Origin of the sequence: Vibrio sp. 10N.222.54.E6 (assembly GCF_041473955.1) — a bacterium.
GTDB lineage: Bacteria > Pseudomonadota > Gammaproteobacteria > Enterobacterales > Vibrionaceae > Vibrio > Vibrio tasmaniensis_A.
The window spans coordinates 88,737-106,697 of sequence record NZ_JBFRTD010000017.1; the positions used below are offsets into that span (position 1 = coordinate 88,737).

Sequence of the window (17,961 nt, forward strand, 5' to 3'; positions counted from 1 at the left end):
CCGAGTGTTAACTTAATGTTTCATAAAAACAGTGTAATGTGAGCTGCTTTAAGTCTTAGGAAAGCAATCGGCTTACATAACACAGAATGGCGTATTAAAAATTGAAATCGACCGGAAAGTCGATAACGTATATAAAACCAAGTGCAAACAATAGTGCACACTTAACAACGTTTGGCTTAGGATATTTTCACTACATGTGGATGGATATTCGTTAAGTACCGAAATAAGTGTTGGTGCTCATCCCCCAGAGGAAGATACCTCTTAGAGCACTAACATCGACAAGCTATAAATATATGGAGAATAAAATGGCTGGTGTATTAGGAATGATTCTTGCTGGTGGTGAAGGCTCTCGCTTAAGACCTTTAACTGAATCTCGCAGCAAACCCTCGGTTCCTTTCGGTGGTAGTTACCGCTTAATTGATTTTGCTCTGAATAACTTCGTTAATGCTGATCTAATGAAGATCTACGTATTAACACAGTTTAAGTCACAATCACTGTTCCATCACATGAAAAAAGGTTGGAATATCAGTGGTATAACCGACCGTTTTATCGACCCAATCCCTGCGCAAATGCGTACAGGTAAGCGTTGGTATGAAGGTACTGCAGATGCTATTTATCAAAACCTTCGCTTCATGCAGTTGGAAGAACCTGATCAAGTTTGTATTTTTGGATCAGATCATATTTACAAAATGGACATTAAGCAGATGCTTGATTTCCATAAAGAGAAGAAAGCGGCTTTAACCGTTTCTGCATTGCGTATGCCGCTTGCTGAAGCATCTGAATTCGGCGTTATCGAAGTGGATGCTGAAGGACGTATGATTGGTTTTGAAGAGAAACCGGCTAACCCGAAACCAATTCCAGGTGACCCGGAGTCTGCGCTTGTGTCTATGGGTAACTACGTATTTGAAGCTAACGAGTTGTTCGCAGAACTTGTTGAAGATGCAGATAAAGAAGACTCGACACATGATTTCGGAAAAGACATCATTCCAAACATGGTTCCGCGTGGTGATGTGTTTGTTTATGACTTCAGTACTAACCGTATTACTGGTGAGAAAGAAGAAGTTTATTGGCGCGATGTAGGTACGATTGACGCGTACTGGCAAGCTCATATGGATCTTCTTGAGAAAGATGCGCCATTCTCGCTATACAACCGCAAGTGGCCACTACATACATACTATCCGCCACTACCGCCGGCTACGTTTACTGATTCGGCAAACGGCCGTGTTCAGATCATCGATAGCTTAGTGTGTAACGGCAGCTATGTACGTGGCTCTCGCATTGAGAAGTGTGTATTGGGTTTCCGCAGTAATATCGCATCAGCGTGTGATATTAGTGAGAGTATCTTACTCGGTGATGTGAAAGTGGGTGAAGGTTGCGTACTTCGTCGTGTCATCGTCGATAAAGATGCAGATATCGCACCTGGAACACAGATTGGCGTAAATCTGAAAGAAGATAAAAAGCATTACCATGTCTCTGACGATGGTGTAGTAGTTATTTCCAAAGGAGCTCGAGTTGGTTACTAAGACTCTCTCGGTACTTTTTGTAGCGTCTGAAGTTGAAGGCTTGATTAAAAGTGGTGGCTTGGCTGATGTAGCCAAGGCACTGCCAAAAGCGTTACAAACACTCGAACAAGATGTTCGAGTGACCATCCCTGCTTATAGAAACATTCCAAACATTGATTCAGCTGAAGTGATTTTGTCGACCGAGCTCGATCATTGGCCTCATACTGCTTATCAAGTCAAAAAGTTGAGTGTCGAAGGTGTTCAAATCTTCGCTATTGAATGTGACAAGTATTTTGACCGTCCTGAAATGTACGCAGAGAACAATCAAGCGTATGCTGATAACGGAGAGCGCTTTTCGTTCTTCAGTACGGCTTGTTTGGATATGCTTCCTAAGCTCGCGTTCCAACCTGATATCATTCATGCAAATGACTGGCACACAGGCTTTGTGCCTTTCTTGCTTAAATCACGTTATCAACAACACGAATTCTTTGAAAATACGCGCAGTGTTATCTCGATTCACAATGCAGTTTTCAAAGGGGTGTTCGCATACGATGAACTGCAATGTCTGCCAGAGATGCACAGTTACAATGTGCCTGAAGCATCTGTAAGTGACACGCATGTCACCATGCTAAAAGCAGGGGTGATGTGTGCCGATAAGGTCAATGCAGTAAGCCCAACGTATGCAGAAGAGCTGAAAACGGAGTTAGGTAGCCATGGCATGGCAGCAGAGTTCCAACATCGTTCGGCCGACTTATTTGGTATTCTCAACGGTTGTGATTATGGAGCTTGGAACCCGGAAACAGACGCTTTCCTTCCTCGTAAATTCAAAGCAACGAAACACAGCATGACTCGTGGAAAATCTGCTTGTAAGCAAAAACTGCAACAAGATGTTGGTTTACCCGTTACCGATTGTGCGGTTTATGGCATGGTTTGTCGTCTGACCAACCAAAAAGGCGTTCATTACTTACTGCCTATCATCGAGCAGTTCTTGAAAAACGAATTGCAGATCGTGATTGTCGGTACTGGTGACCCGGTTTTGGCGAGTCAATTGAAAGAGTTATCAGCACTTCATTCAGACAAGTTCTCATTCGTAGAAGCCTACAATAATGAACTAGCGCATTTGGTTGAAGCGGGCTCTGATTTTTTCTTGATGCCTTCTGAATTTGAGCCTTGTGGCTTGAACCAAATCTACAGCATGGCTTACGGCACTTTGCCTATTGTGCGCTCTGTTGGTGGTTTAAAGGACAGTGTGAATGATTACGATCAGGATCCCGAGATAGCAACAGGCTTTGCTTTTGAAGAACCAACACCGCAAGCATTACTAGCGGTATTACATCGCTCATTACTACTTTATGCTCAAAATCCATCTGAAATTAAGCGCGTTCAACTTTACGCGATGCAACAAGATTTTAGTTGGGAAGATGCGGCAGAAGAATATCTTGCGATGTACCATTCTGCATTTTAACTTGTTGACTTAGCTTTAAAATACAGTTGTTGAATAACAACTGTTCATAATAAAAGAAGGCGCTCTGCTGATAGAGTGCCTTTTTTTTTCTGGTCAGATCACATCACGTTTCCAAAGACAAAGCTTGCAAACTCATTTTAGTCAGGTAGAAAAGGTGGTCAGGTATTCACATGACTAGTGTTGGGTTTGACACTATTATCACTTAAAATTCTTAATTGCGTGATATCCTTAGTCATCGCCTTGTGATGAGGCTTAGCTCCATAAATAAATTAAGCGATAGGTATGTCTGAGAGTTTATTATTTCATAAAACATTTACTCACCCTACGAGTGATGAGTGGGTTGTGTTTGTGCATGGCGCAGGGGGCAGTTCCTCCATTTGGTTTAAGCAGATCAAAGCGTATAAGCAGCATTTCAACTTGCTTCTCATTGACTTGAGAGGGCACGGTAAATCAGACAACATACTTAAAGATCTGATTTCGAACCGTTATACGTTCAAATCAGTAACGCTCGATATTCTTAAAGTGTTAGATCATCTAAAAATCCGATCCGCACACTTTGTGGGTATGTCTTTGGGTACAATTATCGTTCGTAACGTGGCCGAACTGGCGGCAAGCAGAGTACGTTCGATGGTGCTTGGTGGTGCTGTCACTAAACTCAACACTCGATCTCAAGTCTTAATCAAATTAGGAAACCTGAGTAAGCACATCATTCCTTATATGTGGCTATACAGCCTTTTTGCTTATGTTGTGATGCCGCAAAAAAGTCAGAAAGAATCACGTCACCTGTTTATCCGCGAAGCGAAAAAGCTGTGCCAAAAAGAGTTCAAGCGCTGGTTTATCCTCACGGCTGATGTGAACCCATTGATGAAATACTTTAAAGACAGGGAGTTGCCGATTCCGACTTTGTATTTGATGGGCGAGCGCGATTACATGTTCATCAAACCCGTTAAAGAAATGGTCGAAGCGCACGAGTCGAGCGAGTTGGTAGAAATTGCCAACTGTGGGCATGTATGTAATGTAGAAAATCCTGAAGAATTCAATCAACAATCTATCGCTTTTATCCAAAAGCAAATTCAGTGATTCTCTGGGTTGGTTATCAGGCTCGATGATCCAATAGAATTAAAATAAAAACGGGAAGCTAATTTAGCTTCCCGTTTTTATTTGGAGGAGGTATTTGACCGAATCGTGTCTGTAATAACTGAAACTTTGCTATTCAGGCGAAGCAGCGCCGCACTGCCAACAAGACCCGAATTGTGCTTCATTGATTTCATGACACTCACCACAACGCCACTCTTCATAGATGATCGAATCTTGCTGTTTTTGGTAGTCATTGACGATCGTGCGGGCTTTACTAGCGAGTTCTGGCTCATATAACCATACGTAAGGGTCTGTATCTTCGGTAAATGGGATTTCACCTTTTAAACCAAACAAACCCTCACCACGGACTTCACACGCAATATTCTCACTTTCTAACAATCCACAGATGATATGAGCTTCTGTTGGATTCGATGCACTGAAGATTTTCATTGAAATAGAACCTTATTTGGCTGCATGCGTTATTAAGTTACTTAGCTACTTAGCTACTTAGCTACTTAGCTATTTAGCTATCTAGCTAGCTATATACGTTACTCAGCGACAGGTGCTGAGCGAAATTTGTTCATCAACCATTTAGCAATAATTGGGAACACACCCAGTAAGGCAAATGACAACAGTACTGAGGGAGACACGATGCCCGAAAGTGAATCAATTTCTGCGAGTTGAGTTCCGGCATTCAAGAAAACGGCGGTACCCGGCAACATACCGATTTGGCTAGTAATATAGTAACGACTCACCGACATCGGTGTTAGACCCATCAATAGATTGATAAGGAAAAATGGGAAAACAGGAATTAGACGTAGCGAGAATAAGTAAAATGCACCGTCTTTCTCAACGCCCTTATTGATGGTGGCTAACTTGTCGCCAAACTTGGTTTGGATCCAGTCACGCAACAAGTAACGGCTACTTAAGAAGGCGAGGGTTGCGCCAATAGCGCTCGCGAAAGACACCAGCAGTAAACTGTTCCAAAACCCAAACAGCGCAGCGCCTAACAGCGTAACAACGGCAGCGCCAGGAATTGAGAAAGCCGTAATCATGACATACGCGACAAAGTAGATAGCGGCAGCGGCAATGAAATTGCTCTCGATGTAGTCATTCAAAACAGCTTGCTGGGCTTTTGCATTTTCAAGCGTTAAGTACTGGCCGAAATTGACGCCTAACAAGACGATGGTTATGACCAACACAATACCCAATATCATTTTTTTACTCATTGATACTTCCTCTAAATTTTCAATGCATACCATTAGTTTTTCAATGTATACCACTAGTATAGATAGACAGGCAAAGCATAGAATAACTTTCACCAGATATAAAAAAGCCGCAAAAATGCGGCTTAGTTATCTATATAGTTTGCACTGACAATGTTAATTGACGTGATTGATAAGCTCTTCACGACGTTGCTGCGGTATAACAGACCAATGTGTACCATTGATCGCGCCTTCTAGCGCCCATAACAGTTCAATACTGACAGAAGACGCATGCGATTCTTTGATGGCGTTAAATGCGTTTACAGAGCCAGATTCATATAAACGTTCTACAGAATCGATCCCTGCCTTTTTCAACATCCGCTCTGTAGCGAGTCGAAGGTTAGGCAGATCTTTGAGTCTAGTTGGTTTAGCAGAAGATTGTTCAGCTTTCTCTTCTTTAGCAAAACCTAGAGACGTAGTCGCAAGCTGCAAGATTTTCTCTTGGTCTCGCCATAAGCCTTCAGGTAAAGCGAAATATTTAGTAACGACAGGAAAACCACGTTTTTTGTAGACGTACGGTTGAAATCCTTGTTGTTCGAATTGTTGTGTTGTGCATTTGTCAGCTCGTATATGCAACTGGTCATTCACAACCAGGGCAAACATAGTGTCATCAGCAAAAAGCCCGAATCCACCAAACATTGAGCGTGATTTAATTTTTCCTAGGGGCTCAAATAATTTCATTGAGTCCTTTAGTATCGGTTTATCCATGTTATTTATCTCGGTGTATTTGAACTACGCCACCAAATAAGCAGGTCCGAGAGATTAGCAAAATGTTGCAATTAAATTGTCAATAGGCTGTAAATTACTAAAGTATTAGCAGTTACTGCATTTTGCCATCGGTAACCCCGCTACCATACCAACGAGTGGTTTAGGCCGGAAGCTTTGCGTCCCACTTTTTCAAGTGGTTTGCCCTGTGCGTGACTGGGTTATTAGAATAAAGTTTTTGTTGAATTAGGCTCACACTTCTTATTTCAAAATGTGATATTGCTTCAATTAATGATCTTTGAGATATGCATGCAAGTGCACTTTGTTTGTTGAGAAAAAAAACGCACCTAAAGGTGCGCTTGATTAAACTAAACTCATTACATCAATTAATTTAACGTTTTAACTGTACTTCGCTCAACAATTTCAGGGTGCATTTCGAAGACGCGTTTTTCGTGGTCTTTGTCTTTTATACGCTCTAGTAGTATTTCGAATGCATTTTTACCAACACGGCGCTTAGGTTGGTGAACCGTCGTTAACGGTGGAGAGAAGTATTCAGCCAATTCTATGTTGTCGTAACCGATCACTGAGATATCTTCAGGAATACGAATGCCTTTTTCTTGTAATCGGCTCATCAGTCCTAATGCCATGGTGTCGTTAAAACAGAATACTGCGGTAGGGCGATCTTCCATCTCAATGATTTGGTCAGCAGCAATCACAGCTGTGTCACATTCAAAGTTGCCTTCGATGATCATATTTTCATCGGCAGTAATCTTCGCTTCATTGAGTGCGCGCTTGTAACCTGAGATGCGTTCAACACACGCTGCTTTGTCTAAGTGGCCACTTAAACATGCAATCTTGGAGTGACCGCGCTCAATGAGGTATTTGGTTGCTAGGTAGCCACCTTCTTCAGAGTTATCGATGATCTTATCAGCCTGAGAGCTTTCAGGGCCCCAGTCCATGATAACTTTAGGGATGTCTGCGTGACGGTCTAACATCTCTCTTAGTTCTTCAGTCAGGTCAGAACACATAACTAAGATGCCATCTACACGTTTCTCTGCAAGCATTCGAATGTAGTCACGTTGCTTTTCGTAGATACCGCCCGTATTGCACAAGATCAAAGTGTAACCTTGACGGTAGCAGTAGCTCTCAACACCATCGATAACTTCAGAGAAGAATAGGTTAGTTGATTGAGTCACTAGCATACCGATGGTGCGTGTTGTATTGCACTTCAAACTACGAGCAACGGCACTTGGCGCATAGTTCAGTTCGTCTACGGCTTTGTTTACTTTTTCTTGAGTCGCTTCAGCAACAAAGCGAGTTTTGTTGATTACGTGAGAAACGGTTGTTGTTGATACGCCGGCTAAGCGTGCGACATCTTTTATAGTGGCCATGTTTTTATCCTATTAGAAGCTACTTTCCCAAAGTACGGAATGAAGTAGCCGTTAAGCTACCTAACTAAGAGCTTAAATTTGTAGGGCTCTTTGGGTACTAAAGTGCTAAAAAACAAAAAACCGCTATTGAGCGGCTTGTCTTAACACCGAAATGCTCTGAACTTCAATAAGTGTAGCATTTCGTGAATGTTTCATATTTTATCGTTTGCGGTCACAATTTTAGACTGACTAGAAATTACTCGCAATAAAATTCACCCAGAAATCCGGGTGAATGGTCACAATTCTATTGAATTTATTTATCGAGTCGTCAAAAAAAGCTTATTCGCCAGCTAGGTATTGAGTGTCCAATTTGCAGAATGCCAATAGCAGGGATGAGATTGAAGCGTAGAAACCGAATGTGTCAATGTCATGACATTTGGCGTTGAACTTTGGTACCCAAGTAAGCAGTTGCTGTTCGATAAATTGTTGTTGAACAGCGAAGGATTTCTCTAGTTCTTCTTCAAGTTCAGTTTCGTTCGAACGAATGATTAGATTACCTAGGAAATCGAGTTCGATAGCAATGTGGTCAGCTGGCTCTTTTAGGTCTTGGTTAACCACTAAGTTGTGTTTAGCCATGATCTCTTCCATATCTTTTGCTGGCTTGTCGTTCAATAGGCCAGTCTGGCCGATATACATAGAAGCGTAAGGAAGTGCGCCATGTTTATCAGTCTTTAAGAATAAGTCACAGAAGTCAGCAGACAATTCTAATTGAGCATCTTCACGTGTTTGTAGACGGTTGAGCGCATCCACTAAGCTATCAATCGCCGGCTTTAGTGTTTCATTTTCACCTAAACCAGTTAGGAAAGAACGAATTTCAACAGAGTGGTAGTGATCGAGTTCTTCTTGAGTGAGCTCTTTAGCGAACAAGCTTGATAGCCACCAGTATATTTCTGATCGTTGTTCGTTGAATGCTTTCGTATCTTTCATTTCTTAGATCCTGATTTAGTCTTGTGGTGTGTGTATACCTAGCATCGTCGAGTGATTTATGTATAGGCACACCAAGGCTGAATAACAAGGTTATTTGCGAAACGCAAAGTTACTCGTTAGTAGTAATGCCTATATTGAATTGCGATGGGCGACAAATAGCAAGGTTTAAGATTGTCTTGTATCAAAAAAAAATCATGTTTCTGGCTTTTATCTTCTGTAGTACTAGAATTGTTACGAGTTATGAATAGAATGGTCACTGAAACTATTAAATAAGAAAAGTGGTGTAGATGAGCTATCACGTATTAGTCGTAGAAGATGATGTGGTAACCCGAAGTAAACTGGTTGGATATTTCCAGAATGAAGGTTACACAGTGAGCGAAGCTGAAAGCGGGGCTCAAATGAGAAAAATGTTAGAAGAAAATAACGTTGACCTCATTATGTTAGACATCAACTTGCCAGGCGAAGATGGATTGATGCTAACTCGCGAATTACGCAGTCAATCAGACATTGGAATAATTTTAGTTACTGGACGCACGGATAGCATTGACAAGATCGTTGGCCTTGAAATGGGTGCAGACGATTACGTTACTAAACCCTTCGAACTTCGCGAGTTGTTGGTTCGAGTTAAAAACCTCTTGTGGCGTATTTCGGCTGCTCGTAAAACTGCAGCGGTTGCGGTAGAACAAACAGAAGACGAATCTGTGGTTCGTTTTGGTGAATGGACGTTTGATATACCTCGCCGTGCGCTAAGCAAGAACAGCGAGCCGGTGAAATTGACCAAAGCTGAATATGAACTATTGGTTGCACTCTCTTCTTACCCTAACCAAGTATTAAGCCGTGAACGTATTTTGAATATGATCAGCCATCGAGTAGACGCGCCGAATGACCGCACTATCGACGTGTTAATCCGTCGTATGCGTGCAAAAATGGAGTTTGACCCTAAGAATCCACAAATTTTTGTGACGGTTCACGGTGAAGGTTACATGTTTGCTGGTGACTAATTTCCTGTGGAAAGCTGATTTCAGTAACGATACTTGAACGTAAAAAAACCGAGACATCAATGATGCCTCGGTTTTTTTTTACTGAACTTTTTAATTGTTTACCGTCGGAGTACTGCTCTCGACAGGGTCATTACTTGTGTCTAGCCAATCTCGCAAGCTTTGCCAAACTAATCCCATCGTCTCATGCCAATAGCGCTCAGTCTGCTCGAGATAGATAGCCTTAGGCATATACTTATTCCATGGTTCAACAATCCCTTCTTGTGCAAGGTAGTTGGTTGGAGCTGGTAATGGTTTCATGCCCGCGGCATTGAATTCATTAAGTGCGCGAGTCATATGGCTAGCTGATGTCACGAGCACCATTTTCTTATTCTTAACAAATGCAGCGGCTTGGCGAGCTTCTTCCCACGTATCTTTCGCAGTTTCAAGCAGAATGATATCGGGTTTTGCCACGCCGAGTGCTAGCGCTACTTTAGCCATCATTTTTGCGTTGCTCACCTCAGTGCCTGCGCCATAACCAGACAAAATGAGTTTAGCTCCAGGGTAAAGACGTAAGATACGAATCCCTTCACTTAAGCGCATCAGACCGGTGCGGCTAAGTTCTGATGTTGGTGGGATTTGGTCATCAACAACGTGACCACTTCCAAGAACCATAATGTAATCGACGGTATCATCGATAGGTAAAAAAGCGGTGTGTTGCCTTTCCATTGGCATTAAAAGTTGACTAGAAACAGGCTGGAAAGCGATTAGGAAAATACCACAGAGGGCTGAAAGGGTAATTAGGCAACCTGTCTTCCTTTTTGCAGTAAACATCACTAGGGCTAAACCCAGAAAAGCGAGAATTAACATTGCTGGCAGTGGCATCAGTAACGAAGACACTACTTTTTTCAGCTCAAACATATCCGAATAGTCCGAAAAAACATCACTTAGTAGTAAAAAGAGACATCGCCTCTTTATTCCTGAAATTCCTGTGACAGAATAGCAGGCACGATAGGACATAATAACTCAAGTAGCCGTGACTGAAGACCGTAATTTCGACGATATTGCCCACAAATTTGCAAAAAACATTTACGGCTCTGACAAAGGAGAGATCCGTCAGTGCATCGTATGGGAAGATTTAGAACAAGCTTTGAGCAAGTTTGATCAATCCGCTTCGCCGCTGCATGTGCTTGATGCCGGTGGTGGGCTTGCACAGATGTCACAAAAAATTGCGACACTAGGCCACAACGTTTCTCTGTGCGACCTTTCTTCTGAAATGTTGAAGCTCGCAGAAGAAAGTATCAGCGAAGCGGGTTTGCTCGAGCAATATCGATTTATTCATTCTCCGGTACAAAAAGTGGCAGAGCATCTCGAAGAGAAAGTCGATTTTGTGATGTTTCATGCCGTAATGGAATGGTTAGCAGACCCTAAACAGGCACTTGATTTATTGTTGGAACAAGTAAAACCCGGTGGTATTGCCTCGATAATGTTTTACAACCACCATGGTTTAGTCCTGAAAAATGTGATTTGTGGCAACATTCCTCATGTATTGAATGGGATGCTACATCGAAAAAGGTTTAAGCTGCAACCACAAAAAGGCTTGAAGCCTGAAGAGGTTTATCAATGGATAGAAGACGCTGGTCTAGATATCTGTGGTAAATCAGGCATTCGCTCTTTCAGTGACTACATAGGCAATATGGAGTACATGGGCGATTACCAATTTGAAGATGTGTTGGAACTAGAGAAACAGCTATGTCGCCAAGAGCCATATCTGTCGCTAGGCCGTTATATTCACGTTTGGGCTCAAAAACCTGCGCAATAACAGCGGTGAATGTGGTAAAAGAAGCCACAACATGCGCTATGCCATCGTAAGAAGCCGCGTCATAAAGAAATAGGCGTCATATCTAATACGTTCGATATGACGAACAACAGTAACAGGAACCACAATGAGTGAAATGACTCAAACTGCCGAAGAGCAGCCAATTGATGAGTTGGTGGGCTGGGTCAAGCAGCATGATTTTTCATTAAACTTGCCACCAGAGCGCTTAGCATTTTTGATTGCTATCGCCGTACTAAGCAATGAAAGGTTCGATGAAGAGTTGGGCGAGGGTGAACTGCACGATGCATTCACTATTGTCACTCGACTGTTTGAAGATACTGGCGAAGCGTCCGCGTTTCGTGCCAACAACGCTATCAATGAGTTGGTTAAACAGAAGCTGATCAGCCGCTTTACCAGCGAAATCACAGATGGTGCAAGCATTTATCGCTTATCGCCATTGGCGATTGGTATCTCAGATTATTACTTACGTCACCGCCAGTTTTCTAAATTAAAACTGTCTATCCAGCTTTCTATGGTTGCCGATGAGATGGCAAAAGCCATTGAAGCCGCCCAGAAAGGTGGAACTCCGGGGCATTGGAGAAGGAATGTGTACGGCGTGCTCAAGTATTCTGTTGGCGAAATTTTTGATCAGATCGATCTTAACCAACGGGTTATGGATGAACAGCAACAAACCGTCAAACAGCAAATTGCGGATCTTTTAAATAAAGATTGGCGAGAAGCAATCAACAACTGTGAGTCTTTGCTATCGGAAACCTCAGCCACGCTAAAAGAGTTGCAAGACACCTTGCAAGCGGCGGGCGATGAACTGCAAACCCAGATTCTTGATATTCAAGAAATTGTTTATGGTGACGATGAGCTCGAGTTTGTAGGTGAAACCCTATTTGGTTTGCAAATGAAGCTAGACCGAATCACCAGTTGGGGCCAACAAGCGATTGATTTGTGGATCGGCTACGATCGCCACGTGCATAAATTTATCCGTACCGCGATCGATATGGATAAAAACCGTGCCTTTAGCCAACGTTTGCGTCAGTCAGTCACTGACTACTTTGATGCGCCTTGGTTATTGACCTACGCAGACGCAGAAAAACTCACGGATCTTCGTGATGAAGCACTTGTGCTCCGTGATGACGAAGTGATGGGGCAAGCCCCAATCGACGTAGAATACGAAGAATTTGAGCAAGTGAACGATCTACTTTCAGAACGAATCGCAGATATGTTGAAAGCTCACAAACAGCAAGGCGCGCCAATTGATCTTGGCCTTGTGCTGCGTGATTACCTCGCAGCGCACCCTCGCACACACCATTTTGATTTAGCCAGAATTGTTGTCGACCAAGCCGTTCGCTTAGGTTACTCAGAGTCTGACTATCAGGCTATTCAGCCAGATTGGCAGGCAATCAACGATTTCGGTGCAAAGGTACAAGCAAATGTCATTAACAAGTACTGATGATTACATGCCAGAGAAACTGGTAAAAGCGATAGCGAACCCATTGTTTCCTGCGCTAGATAGCATGTTGCGTTCAGGCAAGCATGTTTCAACAGAAGACCTCGATAACCATGCGTTGCTTTCTGATTTTGAAGTTGAGCTTCAGCATTTTTATCAACGCTACAATACGGAACTGGTAAAAGCGCCTGAAGGTTTCTTTTATTTGCGTCCGCGTTCTACGTCTTTAATTGGGCGTAGTGTGTTGTCTGAGCTCGACATGCTAGTTGGTAAAGTATTGTGTTTCTTATACCTAAGCCCAGAGCGTTTGGCTCATGAAGGCATCTTCACCAATCAAGAGTTGTTTGATGAACTGATGTCGTTAGCGGATGAGAAAAAACTCATGAAGCTAGCAACCAACCGTGCGTCTGGTTCTGACTTAGACAAAGAAAAGCTGTTTGAAAAAGTACGTACTTCTTTACGCCGTTTACGTCGTATCGGCATGCTGATCGTGATTGGTGAAACAGGTAAATTCCGTATCAGCGAAGCGGTGTTCCGTTTTGGTGCGGATGTTCGTGTTGGCGATGATATGAAAGAAGCGCAATTACGACTTATTCGTGATGGTGAAGCTGTTGTTCATACTCAAGAGCCTAACCAAGGTAGCTTGTTGAATGAAGAACAAGCAGAAGCCGTATCAGAAATAGATTTAGACGTAGACGAAAACGGTCAACAAGACATTTTTAACGATCAAGCTGACTTTGACCTTGAGTCAAACGACAGCGAACAAACAAAGGTAGAAGGTGAAGCATGATTGAAAGAGGTAAATATCAATCATTAACCATGGTCAACTGGAACGGCTTCTTCGCGCGTACTTTTGATATTGATGGATTGGTTACAACGCTTTCTGGCGGTAACGGTGCAGGTAAGTCGACCACAATGGCGGCATTCATTACAGCACTTATCCCTGACCAAAGCCTTCTGCATTTCCGTAACACTACGGAAGCGGGTAGCTCACAGTCATCTCGTGATAAAGGTCTCTACGGTAAGCTTCAGCCAGGCGCATGTTATGCCGCGCTAGATGTTGTGAACTCTCGTAATCAACGCCTATTGTTTGCAGTAAAACTGCAGCAAGTTGCGGGTCGTGATAAGAAGGTCGACATCAAACCGTTTGTAATCCAAGGCCTTCCAAGCCATGTGAAGCCAACGGATGTATTGATTCAGAACGTTTCAGACAGCCACGCTCGTGTGTGTCAACTGAACGACGTGAAAGCAGCGGTAGCGCAATATGAAGGGGCGCACTTTAAAGCCTTCTCTTCGATTGTTGATTACCACTCACAGATGTTTGAGTACGGTGTTGTTCCTAAGAAACTGCGTAACAGCAGCGACCGTTCTAAGTTCTACCGTTTGATTGAAGCATCACTTTACGGCGGTATCTCAAGTGCGATTACACGTTCTCTGCGTGATTACCTTCTTCCGCAAAATGGCGGTGTGAAGAAAGCATTCCAAGATATGGAATCAGCACTGCGTGAAAACCGCATGACGCTAGAAGCGATCAAAACGACTCAGTCGGATCGTGACCTGTTCAAGCACTTGATCACTGAATCTACGAACTACGTGGCAGCAGATTACATGCGCCATGCCAACGATCGTCGTAACAAGCTTGATCAAACCATGAAGTTTCGTGGTGAACTGTTTGGTTCTCGCGAGACCTTGCTTGATCAAAACAACTTGTTGAACCGCGTTCAAGAAGAGCTTGAGTTGTTGGTCGATCAAGAATCGGCACTAGAGCAAGACTATCAAGCGGCGTCGGATCATCTTCAATTGGTTCAAACAGCACTTCGTCAGCAAGAGAAAATCGCTCGTTACAGCGAAGATCTGGAAGAGCTTAATGAGCGTCTAGAAGAGCAGATTATGGTGGTTGAAGAAGCTCAAGAGCGAGTACTTCTTGCTGAAGAACAGGCAACCATAACTGAAGAAGAAGTGGATAGCCTGAAAACTCAGCTTGCTGACTACCAACAAGCGTTGGATGTTCAGCAGACTCGTGCGCTTCAATACCAGCAAGCGGTTCAAGCATTAGAGAAAACTAAACAGCTACTTGGTGATGAGTCTATTACGGCAGAAAGCGCATTAACTCTGGTTTCTGAGCTAAAAGCACAAGAAGAATCAAGCACTCAAACGCTACTGTCGACTAAACATAAGCTAGACATGTCCTCTGCTGCGTCTGCACAGTTCGACAAAGCACTGTCTCTTGTTAAAAGCATTGTTGGTGATGTTGAGCGTAAAGAAGCGTCTACCAGTGCTAAGCAAGCGTTAGAAAAAGGCCGTAACGCAAAACACGTTGTTGAAAACGAACAGCAGTGGCGTGCTCAGCACCGCGACATGGCTCGTGATGTGGCGCAGCAGCGTCAAGCAAAAGAGCTTGCGACTGAATACCAAAAGCAACACAACATCTCACTGACTGACGAAACGGTTTTCGATGAAGAACGTGAACGCCATGCAATCCAGATCGAATCTCTTGAGTATGCTCAAGAAGAGCTGCGTGAAGCGAAGAGTGAGCAACGTCGTGTGCAACAAAACCAAGACCAAGAGATTCAAAAACTTGAGTCTATTGCTCCAGCGTGGATCACGGCGAACGATGCACTTGAAGCCCTAAGAGATCACACAGAAGCTGAGCTAGAAGATAGCCAAGCAGTAATGACTCAAATGCAGCAAGTGCTTGAAGACGAGAAATCTCAAGCGGTAGCAAAAGATCAGTTGGCTACGCGCCGAGCTGAACTTGAGCAAGAGATTGAACGCTTAGCTTCTCCAGGTGGTTCTAACGATCCTCGCCTGAAAGGTCTAGCGGATACGCTTGGTGGCGTGCTGCTTTCTGAGATCTACGATGACATCACGATTGGCGATGCGCCGTACTTCAGTGCGATGTACGGCCCGGCTCGTCACGCAATTGTGGTTTCGGACCTTGATGGCATTAAAGAGAAGCTGGTGGATCTTGATGATTGTCCAGAAGACCTTTACATCCTAGAAGGTGATGTAGATGCGTTTGATGACAGCTCATTCAATGCCGATGAGCTTGAAGGTGCGGTGTGTGTTCAACTGAACGATCGTCAAATGCGTTACTCGCGCTTCCCTGAGATTCCATTGTTTGGTCGTGCAGCTCGTGAGCAACGCCTAGAGAAATTGCGTGAAGAGCGTGACGTTGTGGTAGAAAACCACGCCAAAGCTGCGTTTGACTCTCAGAAACTGAATCGCCTATACCAAGCATTCAACAGCTTTGTTGCTAAGCATCTGCACGTTGCGTTTAACGCAGATCCAGAACAAGCACTTGCTGCGATTCGTGATAAGCGTAATCAAATTGTTCGTTCTCTGGCTGAGCTTAACTCTAAAGAGCAGCAACAACGTAGTCAGCTTCTACAAAGCAAGCAGGCACTCGGTGCGCTAGATAAATTAGCGCCAATGGTTCGTATTTTAGAAGACGAAACATTGGCTGAGCGCTTAGCAGAATTAGAAGCACAACTAGAGCGTTTAAGTGAAGCTAAGTCTTACTTGAATACGCACGGCAAAGCGCTTACTTCTCTAGAGCAAATCGTATCTGCACTAGAGGCTGACCCAGAGCAGTTCGAAGCTTTGGAAGCTGAATATCGTCAAGCAGACAACGCGCTACAAACGCTAAAAGGCAAAGTGTTCGCGCTGTCTGATCTGATTGAGCGTCGTCACTACTTTGCTTACGCGGATTCTGTTGATTTGCTTAACAAGAGCAGTGAACTGAGCGAGCAGTTAAAAGCGAAGTTGGTTCAAGCTGAACAAGCAAGAACCAAAGGCCGCGATGGCTTGAAGCAAGCTCGCGAACAGATGAACCAATACAACCAAGTATTGGCGGCACTGAAGAGCTCACATCAAGCGAAGCAAGAAACGGTTCAAGAGTTTAAACAAGAGCTACAAGAGTTCGGCGTAAACGCTGACGAAGGCGCTGAAGAGCGTGCTGTACGTCGTCGTGACGAGCTTCAAGAGCGTCTGCACACATCTCGCAGCCGTAAGAGCGAATACGAGCGTACGATTACGTCAACAGAGCTTGAGATGAAAGCCTTAGCTAAGCGTCTTAAGAAAGTTCAGAAAGAGTACACAGAACTTCGTACCTTCGTTGTTGCAGCAAAAGCTGGCTGGTGCTCAGTACTTCGCTTAGCTCGTGAAAACGATGTTGAACGTCGTCTACACAAGCGTGAACTGGCTTACCTAACGGCGGGCGAGCTTCGCTCTATGTCGGATAAATCACTGGGTGCGCTACGTCTGGCTGTGGCTGACAATGACGACCTACGTGACTCGCTGCGTCTATCGGAAGACAACGCACATCCAGAGCGTAAGGTTTTGTTCTACATCGCAGTTTACCAACACCTTCGTGAGCGTATTCGCCAAGACATCATTCATACGGATGATCCGGTTGAAGCAATCGAAGAGATGGAAGTTGAGCTAGCTCGACTAACAGAAGAACTGACGCAGCGTGAAAACCGCTTGGCGATCAGCTCTGAGTCGGTAGCAAGCATCATCAAGAAAACGATTCAGCGCGAGCAGAACCGTATTCGAATGCTGAACCAAGGTTTGTCTAACATCTACTTCGGTCAGGTTAAGGGCGTACGTCTGAACGTTAAGATCCGTGAAAGTCACGAGATTTTGCTATCAGGGCTAGCGACTCAGCAAGAGCAGCACAAAGACTTGTTTGAATCAACGCGCTTTACCTTCTCAGAAGCAATGGCGAAGTTGTTCCAACGTGTCAATCCGCATATCGATATGGGTCAACGTTCTCCACAAGTTCTTGGTGAAGAGTTACTGGATTACCGTAACTACCTAGAGCTGAGTGTTGAAGTTAACCGTGGTTCAGACGGTTGGTTACAAGCGGAATCGGGTGCATTGTCTACGGGTGAGGCGATCGGTACTGGTCAATCAATCCTATTGATGGTTATTCAGAGCTGGGAAGAAGAGTCACGTCGACTTCGTAGTAAAGACATCGTTCCATGTCGTTTGTTGTTCCTTGATGAAGCCGCTCGTCTGGATTCTAAGTCGATCTCTACGCTGTTTGAACTGTGTGACCGTTTAGGTATGCAACTTCTGATTGCTGCGCCAGAGAACATTAGCCCAGAGAAAGGTACAACCTACAAACTGGTACGTAAGGTCTTCAAAGACCACGAACACGTACACGTTGTTGGTCTGCGTGGTTTTGCTCAAAACAAACCGGTATCTCCTGTTCAAGAGCTTATCGAAACCCCTTAGAAGCGTAATCTATCTACCGTAAATTAATAGCCTCGAAGTATACAACTTCGGGGCTTTTTTTGTTTGGCAGCTTCACGGGTCTCGTATTCTT

The 17,961-nt window shown here is 43.9% G+C and carries 14 protein-coding genes and 1 riboswitch; of the genes, 8 read left to right on the top strand and 6 right to left on the bottom strand.

Annotated features, from left to right (window positions below; translation table 11 throughout):
- Positions 1 to 293: 293 nt before the first annotated feature.
- The 3 genes from glgC (at position 294) to AB4513_RS10975 (ending at position 4,047) form a co-directional block, all read left to right on the top strand.
- A complete protein-coding gene (gene glgC / locus AB4513_RS10965) occupies positions 294 to 1,523 on the top strand; it encodes a glucose-1-phosphate adenylyltransferase (protein ID WP_080518005.1) in 1,230 nt (409 codons plus the stop codon).
- Positions 1,513 to 2,967 (top strand): glycogen synthase GlgA, encoded by a 1,455-nt coding sequence (gene glgA / locus AB4513_RS10970; protein WP_009846348.1) that lies wholly within the window; start codon positions 1,513 to 1,515, stop codon positions 2,965 to 2,967. The genes glgC and glgA overlap by 11 nt, the downstream gene beginning before the upstream one ends.
- Positions 2,968 to 3,249: 282 nt before the next feature.
- The gene (locus tag AB4513_RS10975; RefSeq protein WP_009846349.1) at positions 3,250 to 4,047 is read left to right on the top strand and encodes an alpha/beta fold hydrolase; all 798 of its coding nucleotides are present in this window, start codon (positions 3,250 to 3,252) and stop codon (positions 4,045 to 4,047) included.
- Between the two features lie 129 nt (positions 4,048 to 4,176).
- On the opposite strand, the gene AB4513_RS10980 is transcribed toward AB4513_RS10975, so the two are convergent.
- The 5 genes from AB4513_RS10980 to torD form a co-directional block, all read right to left on the bottom strand.
- A complete protein-coding gene (locus AB4513_RS10980; protein WP_009846350.1) occupies positions 4,177 to 4,494 on the bottom strand; it encodes a DUF2007 domain-containing protein in 318 nt (105 codons plus the stop codon).
- 98 nt (positions 4,495 to 4,592) lie between these two features.
- Positions 4,593 to 5,273 carry a TVP38/TMEM64 family protein gene (locus AB4513_RS10985; RefSeq protein ID WP_009846351.1) on the bottom strand — a complete coding sequence of 227 codons (681 nt, stop codon included), beginning with the start codon at positions 5,271 to 5,273 and terminating at the stop codon, positions 4,593 to 4,595.
- A 153-nt stretch (positions 5,274 to 5,426) separates the two neighbouring features.
- A complete protein-coding gene (locus AB4513_RS10990; RefSeq protein ID WP_102257366.1) occupies positions 5,427 to 6,017 on the bottom strand; it encodes a TfoX/Sxy family DNA transformation protein in 591 nt (196 codons plus the stop codon).
- A 127-nt stretch (positions 6,018 to 6,144) separates the two neighbouring features.
- A riboswitch (cyclic di-GMP riboswitch) is annotated at positions 6,145 to 6,230 on the bottom strand.
- 170 nt (positions 6,231 to 6,400) lie between these two features.
- Positions 6,401 to 7,405, bottom strand: coding sequence for an HTH-type transcriptional repressor PurR (gene purR, locus AB4513_RS10995; protein ID WP_009846353.1), 1,005 nt, complete (start codon positions 7,403 to 7,405; stop codon positions 6,401 to 6,403).
- Between the two features lie 318 nt (positions 7,406 to 7,723).
- Complete coding sequence (gene torD, locus AB4513_RS11000; protein ID WP_009846354.1) at positions 7,724 to 8,371, bottom strand: molecular chaperone TorD; 648 nt, start codon at positions 8,369 to 8,371, stop codon at positions 7,724 to 7,726.
- Positions 8,372 to 8,658: 287 nt separating this feature from the next.
- On the opposite strand from torD, the gene torR reads away from it, so the two are divergent.
- Entirely contained in the window at positions 8,659 to 9,372 is a 714-nt protein-coding gene (gene torR, locus AB4513_RS11005; RefSeq protein ID WP_009846355.1) for a two-component system response regulator TorR, read from the top strand.
- Positions 9,373 to 9,462: 90 nt separating this feature from the next.
- Here the strand turns inward: torR and elyC are convergent, their stop codons facing one another.
- Positions 9,463 to 10,269, bottom strand: coding sequence for an envelope biogenesis factor ElyC (gene elyC, locus AB4513_RS11010; protein ID WP_009846356.1), 807 nt, complete (start codon positions 10,267 to 10,269; stop codon positions 9,463 to 9,465).
- 115 nt (positions 10,270 to 10,384) lie between these two features.
- Between elyC and cmoM the strand changes: the two genes are divergently transcribed.
- From cmoM to mukB, 4 genes are all read left to right on the top strand, one after another.
- Positions 10,385 to 11,170 carry a tRNA uridine 5-oxyacetic acid(34) methyltransferase CmoM gene (gene cmoM, locus AB4513_RS11015; RefSeq protein WP_102257365.1) on the top strand — a complete coding sequence of 262 codons (786 nt, stop codon included), beginning with the start codon at positions 10,385 to 10,387 and terminating at the stop codon, positions 11,168 to 11,170.
- Positions 11,171 to 11,294: 124 nt separating this feature from the next.
- On the top strand, positions 11,295 to 12,632 hold the full coding sequence (gene mukF / locus AB4513_RS11020) for a chromosome partition protein MukF (RefSeq protein WP_009846358.1): 1,338 nt from the start codon (positions 11,295 to 11,297) through the stop codon (positions 12,630 to 12,632).
- Positions 12,613 to 13,419 (top strand): chromosome partition protein MukE, encoded by an 807-nt coding sequence (mukE, locus tag AB4513_RS11025; RefSeq protein WP_032555182.1) that lies wholly within the window; start codon positions 12,613 to 12,615, stop codon positions 13,417 to 13,419. The genes mukF and mukE overlap by 20 nt, the downstream gene beginning before the upstream one ends.
- Complete coding sequence (gene mukB, locus AB4513_RS11030; protein WP_009846360.1) at positions 13,416 to 17,870, top strand: chromosome partition protein MukB; 4,455 nt, start codon at positions 13,416 to 13,418, stop codon at positions 17,868 to 17,870. Before mukE ends, mukB begins: the two co-directional genes overlap by 4 nt.
- Positions 17,871 to 17,961: the final 91 nt, after the last annotated feature.